This window comes from Anaeromyxobacter paludicola (assembly GCF_023169965.1).
GTDB lineage: Bacteria > Myxococcota > Myxococcia > Myxococcales > Anaeromyxobacteraceae > Anaeromyxobacter_B > Anaeromyxobacter_B paludicola.
Window position 1 is genome coordinate 3420088 of record NZ_AP025592.1, and the last position, 12146, is coordinate 3432233.

Consider the following 12146-nt stretch of genomic DNA (forward strand, 5'->3'; position numbering starts at 1 on the left):
CCCGGTCCCGGGATCGCCGGGCGCCTGGGCCCGCACGGGACGGGTTCCGCGGCGGCGCCGTCGGCCGGAGGCGCTACACTCGGGGTCGTGACCTCGTCCGCCGATCGCTGGCGCGTGCAGGAGGGCGCGCTGCAGCTCTACCGGCTCTTCGACGTCGCCGACGCCATCGACCTCTCGAAGGCGGAGGCGATCGCCGCGGCGCCGCGCTCGCGCCTGAGGCTCGAGACCGCCCAGGGGTCCGCCGCGTTCGAGATCCCGGCCCCGCCGCTGCACCTCGCGCTCGGCGAGCGGACCCTCCGGCTCTCCTCCGGCCCGCGCGTCGTCCAGGCCGAGGCCCGGCTCTACGACTACGGGGTGGTGAGCGTGGTCTACCGGCTGCCCATCCCGCCGGGCACGCCGCTCGAGGCGCTCGTCCCGCTCGCCGAGGAGCTCGCCGCGGCGCCCACCCCGGCGCTCGACGCCGAGGCGCGCCGCGAGGCCGACGAGCTCTGCCGCGCCCTCGCGCCCACCCTCTCGCGGCCGCACGCGTGGGACGGCCTCGAGACCTACCACGTCTTCTTCGTGCGCCGCTTCGACCGCCCGGTCGGCGCGGCGGAGCTCCTCGCCGAGGCGCCCCTCGCGAAGCTCCTGCTGGGGGAGGGGAGCGCCACGCCGCTCTCGGAGGGGGAGCGGGAGGACGTGCTCAAGCACCGCTTCAGCTACCTCGCCGACGACCTCGCGGTGGTGGACTGGAACAGCGCCTTCGTGCTGGAGCCGTCCGGGGTCGGGGACATCCCGGACCTGCTCGAGTTCGCGACCGCCCACCTGCTCGAGCTCCGCTACTACGACGCTCTCCTCGACCGCGAGCTCTCACGCATCTACGACGAGCTCGACGCCGGGGGGCGCTTCCAGAACGTCTTCACCCGCCGGTACGGGCGGCTGCGGCGGCGCACCGCGGCGCTGCTCCTCGAGCTCACCGAGATGACGGAGCGGCTCGAGAACGCGGTGAAGATCATCGGCGACTTCTACCTGGCGCGCCTGTGGCAGAGCGCGATCCGTCGCTTCCGCCTGCCGGCGTGGCAGGAGACCGTGCTGCGCAAGCAGCAGCTCCTCTCGGGCGTGAACGCGCTGCTCGGCGACGCCGCCGACACGAGCCGCGGGCAGCTCATGGAGCTGGCGGTCATCCTGCTCATCCTCGGCGAGTTCCTGCTGGCCCTCGCGGTGCACTGAGCGTCCGGGGGCGGGCCCGGTCGCCGGGGGGCCGATCGCGCGGATCGGCCCATTTTGCAGGCCGATCGCGCGGTCAGGCAGTTGACGGGCGGATCCGAAAGCGATATCAGGGCTGTCAATCGCCGCCGGTGGGCGGGTAAGGAGGGCTTCCTAAAATGACGCAGGCTCAGTTCTTCCAGGCGGTGGCCGAGGCTTCCGATCTCTCGAAGGCCCAGGTGCGCGCGGTGTTCACGGCGGTCGAGGAGATCGTCACCAAGCGGCTCAAGGCCGAGGGCAAGATCCCGCTGGGCGGCCTCGGGGCCGCCAAGCTGGTGGACCGCAAGGCGCGCGTGGGCCGCAACCCGGCCACGGGCGAGCAGATCAAGATCGCGGCCCGCACCGCCATCAAGCTGAACCCGTCCAAGGCGCTCAAGGACGTGTTCAACAAGAAGGCCAAGAAGTAGTCGGTCGCAGCGCTCGAGCTTTTGGGAGGCCCGCCGGAGCGATCTGGCGGGCCTCCTCCATTTCTGGCTAACAATGGGGGGCATGACGGTGCGCGTGAAGGCGGTGGAGACGGCGGCGGAGCGCGAGGCCACCCGGGCGGTGCGCCGGCGGGTGTTCATCGACGAGCAGCGGGTGCCGGCCGAGCTGGAGTACGACGAGCACGACGAGGCCGCCGACCACGTGGTCGCCTTCGACGACGGCGGCGCCTGCGTCGGGACCGGCCGCCTGGTGGTGCAGGCCCCCGGCGTCGGGCGGGTGGGGCGGATGGCGGTGGACGCCCGCTGCCGCGGCCAGGGCGTGGGGGCGAAGCTCCTCGAGGCGCTCGAGGCGATCGCCCGGGCCCGCGGCCTCCGCGAGATCGTGCTCCACGCGCAGGCGCACGCGGCGCCCTTCTACGACAAGGCCGGCTACCTCCCGGAGGGCGAGCGGTACGAGGAGGCGGGGATCCCTCACGTCACCATGCGCAAGCGGCTCTGAGCCGCGCGTCGCGCCCCCTCCCTGTCCCTCCCCCGCTCGCGCGGAAGCGGGGAAGAGGGGACCGCGGGGCTCGCTGCCGGAGGTGCCGCGCGGAGCTCCCTCCCCGCTCGGGCGGGGAGGGCAGGGGAGGGGCGGCCAGTCGGAACCGGGCGCCGGCCGCTTCAGGCAATATGCAGCAGCGACCGCAGGGTCGTGATGATGTCCCCGAACTTCACCGGCTTCTGCAGGAACACGTCCACCCCGAGCGGGGCCGTCCGCGCCATGGCGGCCTTGCCGCCGGCGCTGATCACGACGATGGGCATCCCCGCGCAGGCCGGGTTCTTGCGGGCCAGCTCCACCAGGGTGAAGCCGTCCATCCCCGGCATGTACAGGTCGGCCATGAGCAGGTCCACCCGCGGCAGCCGCTCCAGCCGGGCGGCCGCCTCGCGGCCGTCGTGGGCGAAGTCCACCTTCAAGTCCACGCCGTCGCTCGCGATCCGGCGCATCGCCTGCTGGTACATCTCGAGGACGAGCGGGTTGTCCTCGACCACCAGCAGGTTGTAGGCGTGCTTCCCGGTCGCCGGGACGGTCAGCGCGGAGCCGGCGAGGCGGGCCAGCTTCTGCCGGTCCTCCGGCCGGTCCTCCGGCACCCTCACCGCGAGACCCTTGGGGAAGTCGGTGCTCGCCTGGCGCAGGCGCACCACCTCCACCTCGATGGCCACGGGCTCGAGCAACCCCGGGAAGCTGACCGAGAGCGGCACCCGGTCGCCGATCGCCAGCTCGCGCTCGGTGCGGATGAAGAGCCCGCTCGCCGACAGGTTCTCGGTCGCGTCCCGCAGCTCGGGGAGGTCCGGATAGTCGATCCGGAGGATGAGCGGCACGCGAGGGTGCTGTCGCTGGTCGTTGGGCGCCATGTGCGGGAATTCCCGCGAGTATACACCCCCCGAAAAACGGATTGACAACCTCAGAGGGCCAAACTAGCTTCGCGCAGTCAATTTCCTCAGGTATCTCGGAGCCTTATGGCCGGCGCGACGCGGAACATGCCCGTACTCGCAGCGGAATTGCCTCCCGAACAGGTGTCCCGGTTCGATGCCGAGCTGGGGGTGATCCTGAAGCGGTACCCCGAGGATCGGCAGGCGGCGGCCATGATCCCGGCCCTCCGGCTCGGCCAGGAGGTCTTTGGCTGGCTCTCCCCGGCGGTCCAGCAGCTCTGCGCCGACCGGCTCGGGACCTCCCCCGCCCGGGCCGAGGAGGTCGCCACCTTCTACGTGATGCTCGAGACCCACCCGCACGGGCGGCACGTGGTCGAGCTCTGCACCAACATCGGCTGCTGCCTGTCCGGCTCGGAGCGGATCTTCGAGGCGGTGAAGCGCAAGCTCGGCGTCGAGAACGGCGGCACCACCCCCGACGGCCGGATCACCTTCCGCGAGGTCGAGTGCCTCGGCTCCTGCGGCACGGCCCCCGCCATGCTGGTGGACGAGGAGATGCACGAGCGGCTCACGCTGGAGAAGGTCGAGAAGCTCCTGGGAGGCCTGAAGTGAGCGACACCCTGATCCTCTCCAAGCGCTGGGGCAAGAAGGACAGCCACACCCTCGCCTCCTACCGGGCCGACGGCGGCTACGCCGCGCTCGAGAAGGCCCTGGGCATGGACCCGGCGGCCATCGTCAGCGAGGTGAAGGCCTCGAACCTGCGCGGCCGCGGCGGCGCAGGCTTCGCCACCGGCCTCAAGTGGTCCTTCCTCCCGAAGGACATCCGCCCCCGCTACCTCTGCATCAACGCCGACGAGTCGGAGCCGGGCACCTTCAAGGACCGCTACATCATCGCCCACGATCCCCACCAGCTCATCGAGGGGATCGCCATCGCCTGCTTCGCCAACGACATCCACCTCGCCTACGTCTACATCCGCGGCGAGTTCAAGCGGCAGGCCGAGATCCTCCACGCCGCCGTCCAGGAGGCGTACGCGGCCGGCATCCTCGGTCCCAAGCTGCTCGGGCGCGACTTCGCCCTCGACCTCCACGTCCACCGCGGCGCCGGCGCCTACATCTGCGGCGAGGAGAGCGCCCTCATGGAGTCGCTCGAGGGCAAGAAGGGCTACCCGCGCCTCAAGCCGCCCTTCCCGGCGGTGGTGGGGCTCTGGGGCAAGCCGACCATCATCAACAACGTCGAGACGCTCGCCAACGTCCCCTGGATCGTCCAGAACGGCGGCGCCGCCTTCGCGGCCCTGGGCCAGGGCAAGTCGGGCGGCACGCGCCTCTTCTGCGTCTCCGGCCACGTGGTGCGGCCCGGCGTCTACGAGAAGCCGGTCCACTACAACCTCAAGAAGCTCATCATGGAGGACTGCGGCGGCATCGTCGGGGGCCGGGCGGTGAAGGCGGTCATCCCGGGCGGCAGCTCCGCCCCGGTGCTCGCGGCTCACGAGATCGACGTCTCCATGGAGTTCGACGCCCTCAAGGCGGCCGGCACCATGGCCGGCTCCGGCGGCGTCATCGTGATGGACGAGTCCACCTGCCTCGTCCGCGCGCTGGCGCGCATCTCCAAGTTCTACGCCGAGGAGAGCTGCGGCCAGTGCACCCCCTGTCGCGAGGGCACCCCGTGGATGGAGGGCATCCTCCACCGGATCGAGCACGGCGAGGCGAGCGCGGCCGACGTGGACCGGCTCGAGCAGGTGGCGAACTCGATCGCCGGCAACACCATCTGCGCCCTCGGCGACGCCGCGGCCATGCCGGTGCAGAGCTTCCTCAAGAAGTTCAAGCCGGAGTTCCTGCGTCACGTGGAGCACCGCGGCTGCCCCTACGGCGAGCACGCCTGGGGCCTGACGCAGGACTCGCGCGAGGCGGTCGTCGGAGAGATGAGGGTCTAGGCATGGGCGACAAGGCCGAGATGGCAGTCTTCTGGATCTTCACCGTCCCGCTCATCGCCTCGAGCCTCGGGGTGGTGGTGGCGAAGAACCCCATCACCGCGGCGATGAGCCTGGTGGGCGCCTTCTTCTGCCTGGCGGGGATCTACGTGCTCCTCACGGCGCACCTGGTCGCCTTCCTGCAGATCCTGGTCTACGCGGGCGCCATCATGGTGCTCTTCCTCTTCGTCATCATGCTGCTCTCGCTGCAGGACGAGGTCCTGGGCGTCTCGCGGCTCAAGGTGATGCAGGGGGTGGGCGCGGTGGGGTGCATCGGGGTGTTCGCGGTGGTCTACCGGGCCATCCTGGCCTCCGGCGGGCGCTACATGCCGCAGGTGGACGAGGGCTACGGCACCGTCAAGGCGGTGGGCCGGCTGCTCTTCACCCAGTACCTCCTGCCGTTCGAGGCCACGAGCTTGCTGCTCCTCGTCGCCATCGTGGGCGCGGTGGTCGTCGCCAAGCAGAGGATCTGAGCCATGGTCCCCTCCAACTACTACCTGGCGCTCGGCGCGATCCTCTTCACCATCGGCCTGTTCGGGGTGGTGACGAAGCGGAACATCCTCATCGTCTTCATGTGCATCGAGCTGATGCTCAACGCCGCCAACCTGACCTTCCTCACCTTCGCGCGGCAGGGCGGGAACATGGCGGGCCACGCCATCGCCTTCTTCGTGATCGCGGTGGCGGCGGCCGAGGCCGCGGTGGGGCTCGCCATCGTCATCGCCATCTACCGCACCCGCGGGACCCTGCACATGGACGAGGTGAAGGTCCTCCGGGACTGACGGGCGGCGGGCGTCCGCCCGACCTTCACCCCCGGCGACGACGCGCCGCGGCGCCCCTTCCGGCGCATCGCGGCGCGGCCGTTTTCGCGCGCGCCGGCCCCGGCGCCGAGTGTAGATTGGCGCCCACATGCTCGCGCGCTGCGCTCGCTGCCAGAACACCTTCACGACCGACCGCTTCGGGATCCAGACCTGCCCGCACTGCGGCTCGGAGGTGCTGCTCTCCGACCCGAACGCGCCCGCCGCGCCGCCGGCCCAGCCCGCGCCGCCCGCGCCGGGCACCTCGTCGCCGAGCTGGGGCGCGCCGCCGGCGCCGCCGCCCGGGTTCGGCGCCCCGCCGCCCGGGGCCGGGGCCGCCCCCCCGGGCGCCCCGCCGCCTCCCCCGGGCCGCCCGCCCGGCGCCCAGCCCTCCGAGGGCGGGTGGGGCAGCGCCCCGCACCGGCCGGTCGCGCCGCCGCCGCCGGGCTGGGAGCGGAGCGCGCCCTTCGTGGACCGCAGCCGGATCGGCTTCCTCGCCTCCTACGTCCAGACCTGGAAGCTGGTGGCCTTCGACCCGGCCCAGTTCTTCCGGTACGTGCGCATCGCCGAGAGCCGGAGCGCGGTGCTCTTCGGCGTCGTCGCCCTCACGCTCGGGAACTGGTTCCAGACCCTCTACGGCTACGCGGTCTCGAGCGCGGCGGTCGGGCTGTTCGACGACATGCTGGGGAAGATCCCGCAGGGGCGGATGGGCGTGGACCACGCGCTCGTCCTCGCGCTCAAGTCGCGCACCACCTTCGCCGGCGTGCTGGCGCAGCTGGTGATGGCGCCGCTCGCGGCGCTCTTCGTGCTCTACCTCACCGCCGGCGTGATGCACCTGCTCCTGCTCCTCTTCCGGGCCGCGCCGCGCGGCTTCGACGCGACCCTCACCGCGGTCGGGTACGCCTTCGGGCTCTTCGTCCTGCAGGCGGTCCCGGTGTGCGGCTACCCGGTGGCGGCCATCTGGTTCCTCGGGGCGGTCATCCTGGGGCTCGGCGAGACGCAGCGCTGCGGCCCGGGGAAGGCGGCCGCGGCGGCGCTCCTGCCGCTCGGGTTCGTCTGCTTCTGCTGCGGCGGCGCGGTGGCCACCATGCTGGCCGGCCTCGGCACCATCTCGTCGCAGGGGGAGTAGCCGGTGGCGTCGCGCGCGGAGGCCCGCCCGCCGTTCGGGCACGTCGAGGTCTTCGCCCTCCTCGGCGCCTCGAGCTTCCTCGCGGCCCGCTTCTTCCCGGTGCTGGCGCTCCGGCTCCGCTGCCCGCTGCTCGCCCTCACCGGCTGGCCCTGCCCCACGTGCGGCATGACGCGGGCCTTCGTGCGGCTCGCGCACGGCGCGGTGGGCGGGGCGGTGGCCGCGAGCCCCCTCGGCGCGCTCCTCGCGGCGGCCGCGTGGGCCTTCGGCGCCGCCGCCCTCGCCGCCTGGGCCGCCGGCCGCCCGCTCCCGGCGCTGCCCCGCCCGGCGCAGCGCGCCCTCGCGGCGGCCCTGGTCGGGCTCGCCGCCGTCAACTGGTCCTGGCTCTGTCTCACCCGCTGGAGGTCGCCGTGAATCCGCCGCTGCTCACGTCCGTCGTGCTCGTCGTCCTGGGCTACCTGATGGGCTCGGTGCCCTTCGGGCTCATCCTGGCGCGCGCCTTCGCCGGAGTGGACGTGCGCGCCGTCGGGTCGGGCAACATCGGCGCCTCCAACGTCTCGCGCGCGGCCGGCAAGCTCGCGGGGGTGGTGACGCTCCTCTTCGACGCCGGCAAGGCGGCGCTCCCGATGATCCTCACCCGCTCGCTCCTGCGCGGCTCGTACGGCGACGCGGCGGCCGGCCACCTCGAGCTCTACGTGGGCGTGGCCGCGTTCGTGGGCCACTGCTTCCCGGTCTGGCTCCGGTTCAAGGGCGGCAAGGGGGTCGCCACCGGGCTCGGCGTCTTCGCGGTGCTCGCGCCGCTCGCCGCGCTGGCGGCCCTGGTGTCCTTCGGGGTCGTCTTCGCGGTGACCCGCATCGCCTCGGTGTCGTCGCTCGTCGGCACCACCGTCTGCGCCGGCGGCGCCATCCTCGTGCACGGGTGGGGGACCGACGTGGCCTGGGGCGCGCTCCTCATCGCCGCGCTCATCTTCTGGCGCCACCGCGGCAACCTCGCCAGGCTCTTCCAGAAGCGCGAGATCAAGGTCTAGCGGCGCGCCCGGGGCGGGCGCGCGGCGGGCCAGGGAGCGGCCATGGAAGGCTATCCGGTGGTGGTCGAGGAGAAGGTCCGCTACTCGGACATCGACGCCTTCAACCACCTCAACAACGTGGTCTTCTTCCAGCTCTTCCAGCAGGCGCGGGTGGCCTACTTCGAGGAGGTGGGGATCTTCAGCCGCATGGGGCGCGGCGAGCAGAACCTGGTGGTCGGCGAGACCTCCTGCCGGTTCCTCGCCGAGGGGCACTACGGCGACGTGGTGCAGTGCGGGGCGCGCTTCGCTCGGCTCGGCACCAGCTCCTGCGAGCAGCAGTACCGGCTCGAGGTGCGCGGCAAGCCCATCGCCGAGGGGAGCGCGGTGCTCGTCTTCTACGACTTCCAGACCGGCCGCTCGGCGCCGCTCCCGGAGCCGCTCAAGGCGCGCATCCGCGAGATCGAGGCGCGCGCGGGGCGGGTGATCTGAGGCCCCGCGGGCGCTAGAACGAGGGCACCTTGCCCGCCCCCGAGCTTTCGTCCGGCGCCCGCGCCGCCGCCCCCCGCGCCTCCCTCCGCCGCCTCTGGCCGCTGTTCCGCGAGGAGCGGCCGGCGCTCGCCCTCGCCACCCTGCTCCTCCTCGTGGGCTCGCTGGCGGCGCTCGCCTACCCGCAGGGCGTCCGGATCATCGTGGACGGCGCCACCTCCCGGCGCGACCCGGCCGCGGTCCGGGACGCCGCGCTGCTGCTGGGGGCGCTCGCGGTGCTGCAGGGGCTCGCCGTGGCCGGCCGGGCCTGGCTCTTCGGCGTCGCCGGCGAGCGCGGCGTCCGGCGCGTGCGCGAGCAGCTCTTCCGCTCGCTGGTCTCGCAGGAGGTCGCCTTCTTCGACGGCCAGCGCACGGGCGCCCTCCAGTCCCGGCTCGCCTCCGACACCGCCGCGCTGCAGGCGCTCCTCTCGTCCCAGCTCTCGATGGCGCTGCGCAACGGCGTGCAGGTGGCCGGCGCGCTGGCGCTCCTCGTCTACACCTCGCCGCGCCTCACCGCGGTGATGCTGTCGGTCATCCCGGCGGTGGCCTTCGGCGCGGTCTTCTACGGGCGGAAGATCCGCGGCCTGTCGCGCCGCTCGCAGGACGCCCTCGCCGAGGCCGGGCACGTCGCCGAGGAGTCGCTCTCCGCCATCCGCACCGTCCGGGCCTTCGCCGCCGAGGACGCCGAGGACCGCCGCTACGGCGCCGCCGTGGCCCGGGCCTTCGCGCTCGCCCGCGCCCGGGTCCTCGCCGGCTCCGTCTTCCTGGGCGCCACCTACGCCGGCGTCTACGCCGCCATCGCGGTGGTGCTCGGCTACGGCGGGGCCCTCGTGGCGCAGGGCGCGCTCACCGCCGGCGCGCTGACCGCCTTCCTCGTCTACACGCTGCTCATCGCCATGGGGCTCGGGACCCTGGCCGACAACTGGGCGGAGGCGATGCGCGGGCTGGGGGCCGCCGAGCGGGTCTTCGAGCTCGTGGACCGCGCCCCGGCGATGGCGCTGCGGGGCGGGCGCCGGCTCGAGCGCGTCGCCGGCCGCGTCGCCTTCGAGGACGTCCGCTTCTCGTACCCGCTCCGGCCCGAGGCCGAGGTGCTCCACGGGATCGAGCTGGTGGTCGAGCCGGGCGAGGTGGTGGCCCTCGTCGGCCCCTCCGGCGCCGGCAAGTCCACGCTCGGCGCGCTCCTGGTCCGGCTCTACGACCCCTCCGCCGGCCGGGTCACGCTCGACGGGCACGACCTCCGGGAGCTCGATCCCTCCTGGCTGCGCGCCCAGGTCGGGGTGGTGTCGCAGGAGCCGGTGCTCTTCTCGACCAGCGTCGCCGAGAACGTCCGCTACGGCCGCCCCGGCGCGAGCGACGCCGAGGTGCGCGAGGCCCTCGCCGGCGCCAACGCGCTCGACTTCGTCCAGGGCTTCCCCGACGGCCTCGCCACGCGCGTGGGCGAGCGGGGGCAGCAGCTCTCCGGCGGCCAGAAGCAGCGGGTGGCCATCGCCCGGGCCATCCTCAAGGACCCGCGGCTCCTCCTCCTCGACGAGGCGACGAGCGCGCTCGACGCCGGCTCGGAGGCGCTGGTGCAGGAGGCGCTCGCGAGGCTCATGCGCGGCCGCACCGCGATCGTCATCGCCCACCGGCTCTCCACGGTGGTGGGCGCCGACCGGGTGGTGGTGATCGACGGCGGCCGGGTGATCGAGTCGGGCGGCCACGCCGCGCTGGTCTCGCGCGGCGGCGCCTACGCCCGGCTGGTGGAGCGGCAGGTGCTGCGCGGGTAGGGCGCAATGCCAGTCACCGAGCGAGCTCCCCTCGTTCGAACGGCGCCCGCGCGCCGAGCCCTGACCTTCTTCGGGCCATGACGCGGGCGGAGGGCGCACGCGCGAACGATCTCGTGGAGCTCGGCGGCGGCGCCGCCGCCTCGCCGGACGGGTCCGAACGCACGGGGCCAGGGGCGCGCGAAACGAGGCCGCGCCCGCGAGGAGGATCGGCCAGCCGTCCCCGGGGAAAGCTCGTGCCGGAAGCTCCCGCAGCTTGTGTCGCCTGCTGCCGATCCATCTCGTTACCCATGCACCCAATCCGGACCCCGTGTTCGCTTGACAGGGCCGCGGGCTTTTCCGCCTCGCGGCGGTCCCGCGCGCTGGGCAGGCCCCTCCGGACGCATCCGGCTTCCCCTGCGCGGCGCGCCCGCCGTGTCCGAGGGAGCGCGGAGGCTGCTCCGGGAAAGCCCGGCCACGGACCGCCCAGACCCCTTCCCGGAGGGCTCGAAAACCGCTGGTACAACGGAGTCCATGAACGCTCCGCTCTCCTTCGACCTGACCGCACTGTCCGACCGCGCGCTCCTCGAGGCCCTCACCTCGCTCGTCCGGCGCGAGCGCGAGGTCACCGCCGAGGTCGTCGCGCACCTCGCCGAGGTCGATGCTCGCAGGCTCTACCGCGACCACGCCTGTCCCTCGATGCACGCTTACTGCGTGGGCGTGCTCCACCTCGCCGACGAGGCCGCCTACAAGCGCATCAACGCCGCCCGTACGGCGCGCCGCTTCCCTGCCGTCCTGGAGATGCTCGCCGACGGCAGGCTCCACCTCTCCGCCGTATGCCTCCTTGCGCAGCACCTCACCGAGGAGAACCACGGAGCCCTCCTCGACGCCGCGGTCCACCGCAGCAAGCGCGACATCGAAGAGCTCCTCGCCGAGCGATTCCCCCGGCCGGACGTGCCCGCGGCGCTGCGCAAGCTCCCGAGCCCGTTGCCGCGCTTCGCGCCATCGGCGCCGCCCGAAGCGCCGCCGCTTGTCGCTCCGCCGCAAGCGCCCTCGCTTCTCCCTCGGCCCGAAGCGCCATCACTCCTCATTGCGCCCGAAGCGCCGTCGCGCCGCATTCCCCCCGCTGCGCTCGCGCCCTCCGCACCGGTCGTCGCGCCGCCTCCTCCTCCGCGCCCCGTGCTCGCTCCGCTCGCGCCCGAGCGCTACAGGCTCCAGCTCACCATTTCTCGCCAGACCCGCGACCGGCTGGAGGAGGCCCGGGACCTGCTCGGCCATCAGATGCCGGCCGGAGATCTCGCCGAGGTGGTCGACCGCGCGCTCGAGCTCCTGGTCCGGGAGCTTCGCAAGCGGAAGTTCGCCGAGACCCGAACGCCGCGCGCGCCCAGGTCCGCCCCGGCGACCGAGGGCTCACGGCACATTCCCCACCACGTCCGGCGCGAGGTGGCGCTTCGCGACGGGAATCAGTGCACCTTTGTCGCCGAGGACGGACGGCGCTGCCCGGCGCGCCGCAGGCTCGAGTTCCACCACCAGCGGGTCGCGTTCGCGAAGGGCGGGGAGGGGTCGGCCGACAACCTCTGCCTCCGCTGCACCGCCCACCACGGGCTCGCGACGGAGCAGGAGTTCGGCCGCGAGCACGTCGCCCGACGGGTCGCCGAGGCCCGGTTAGCGCGCGAGCGCCTCCGCGGTGCCAAGGCGCCTTCCCCGGGAGTGGCGAGCACCCCCCGCGAGCGCCGCCGCGAGGCCAAGCCACCGTCCCCGGGAACGGCGAGAACGGCCAGCACTCCCTCATCGTTCGCGTTCGGCCCGACCTGACCGATGGCTCGGCGGGGCGGGCCTTCCGTGCTCCACCCGGCCGGTCCCTCCCACCGGGCGCGATGCGGCGAGCTTCCGTGAGGGTTGTTCACC

14 protein-coding genes are annotated in these 12146 nt (G+C 73.4%); 13 read left to right on the top strand and 1 reads right to left on the bottom strand.

The window, feature by feature from the left end; genetic code table 11:
• The first annotated feature begins 87 nt into the window (after window positions 1-87).
• The 3 genes from AMPC_RS15305 (at window position 88) to AMPC_RS15315 (ending at window position 2169) form a co-directional block, all read left to right on the top strand.
• Window positions 88-1209 carry a hypothetical protein gene (locus AMPC_RS15305; RefSeq protein ID WP_248342281.1) on the top strand — a complete coding sequence of 374 codons (1122 nt, stop codon included), beginning with the start codon at window positions 88-90 and terminating at the stop codon, window positions 1207-1209.
• Between the two features lie 155 nt (window positions 1210-1364).
• Window positions 1365-1652 (top strand): HU family DNA-binding protein, encoded by a 288-nt coding sequence (locus tag AMPC_RS15310; protein ID WP_248342282.1) that lies wholly within the window; start codon window positions 1365-1367, stop codon window positions 1650-1652.
• Window positions 1653-1734: 82 nt separating this feature from the next.
• Window positions 1735-2169 (top strand): GNAT family N-acetyltransferase, encoded by a 435-nt coding sequence (locus AMPC_RS15315; RefSeq protein WP_248342283.1) that lies wholly within the window; start codon window positions 1735-1737, stop codon window positions 2167-2169.
• 161 nt (window positions 2170-2330) lie between these two features.
• Here AMPC_RS15315 and AMPC_RS15320 read toward each other — a convergent pair whose 3' ends face one another.
• The gene (locus tag AMPC_RS15320; protein ID WP_248342284.1) at window positions 2331-3029 is read right to left on the bottom strand and encodes a response regulator; all 699 of its coding nucleotides are present in this window, start codon (window positions 3027-3029) and stop codon (window positions 2331-2333) included.
• A 195-nt stretch (window positions 3030-3224) separates the two neighbouring features.
• Between AMPC_RS15320 and AMPC_RS15325 the strand changes: the two genes are divergently transcribed.
• The 10 genes from AMPC_RS15325 (at window position 3225) to AMPC_RS15370 (ending at window position 12053) form a co-directional block, all read left to right on the top strand.
• Window positions 3225-3689 (top strand): complex I 24 kDa subunit family protein, encoded by a 465-nt coding sequence (locus AMPC_RS15325; protein ID WP_248342285.1) that lies wholly within the window; start codon window positions 3225-3227, stop codon window positions 3687-3689.
• Window positions 3686-5008: an NADH-quinone oxidoreductase subunit NuoF gene (gene nuoF, locus AMPC_RS15330; RefSeq protein ID WP_248342286.1), complete on the top strand. Its 1323-nt coding sequence runs from the start codon at window positions 3686-3688 to the stop codon at window positions 5006-5008. Before AMPC_RS15325 ends, nuoF begins: the two co-directional genes overlap by 4 nt.
• Window positions 5009-5028: 20 nt before the next feature.
• On the top strand, window positions 5029-5517 hold the full coding sequence (locus AMPC_RS15335) for an NADH-quinone oxidoreductase subunit J family protein (RefSeq protein WP_404800656.1): 489 nt from the start codon (window positions 5029-5031) through the stop codon (window positions 5515-5517).
• Window positions 5518-5520: 3 nt separating this feature from the next.
• Window positions 5521-5823, top strand: a complete 303-nt coding sequence (gene nuoK / locus AMPC_RS15340) for an NADH-quinone oxidoreductase subunit NuoK (protein ID WP_248342288.1) — start codon at window positions 5521-5523, stop codon at window positions 5821-5823.
• A 127-nt stretch (window positions 5824-5950) separates the two neighbouring features.
• Window positions 5951-6967 (top strand): YIP1 family protein, encoded by a 1017-nt coding sequence (locus tag AMPC_RS15345; RefSeq protein WP_248342289.1) that lies wholly within the window; start codon window positions 5951-5953, stop codon window positions 6965-6967.
• Between the two features lie 3 nt (window positions 6968-6970).
• Window positions 6971-7378 carry a DUF2752 domain-containing protein gene (locus AMPC_RS15350; RefSeq protein WP_248342290.1) on the top strand — a complete coding sequence of 136 codons (408 nt, stop codon included), beginning with the start codon at window positions 6971-6973 and terminating at the stop codon, window positions 7376-7378.
• Between the two features lie 47 nt (window positions 7379-7425).
• Complete coding sequence (plsY, locus tag AMPC_RS15355) at window positions 7426-7992, top strand: glycerol-3-phosphate 1-O-acyltransferase PlsY (RefSeq protein WP_404800657.1); 567 nt, start codon at window positions 7426-7428, stop codon at window positions 7990-7992.
• A 42-nt stretch (window positions 7993-8034) separates the two neighbouring features.
• Complete coding sequence (locus tag AMPC_RS15360; protein WP_248342292.1) at window positions 8035-8460, top strand: acyl-CoA thioesterase; 426 nt, start codon at window positions 8035-8037, stop codon at window positions 8458-8460.
• Between the two features lie 29 nt (window positions 8461-8489).
• A complete protein-coding gene (locus AMPC_RS15365) occupies window positions 8490-10262 on the top strand; it encodes an ABC transporter ATP-binding protein (protein WP_248342293.1) in 1773 nt (590 codons plus the stop codon).
• A 510-nt stretch (window positions 10263-10772) separates the two neighbouring features.
• Window positions 10773-12053 (top strand): HNH endonuclease, encoded by a 1281-nt coding sequence (locus AMPC_RS15370; RefSeq protein ID WP_248342294.1) that lies wholly within the window; start codon window positions 10773-10775, stop codon window positions 12051-12053.
• Window positions 12054-12146 lie beyond the last annotated feature (93 nt).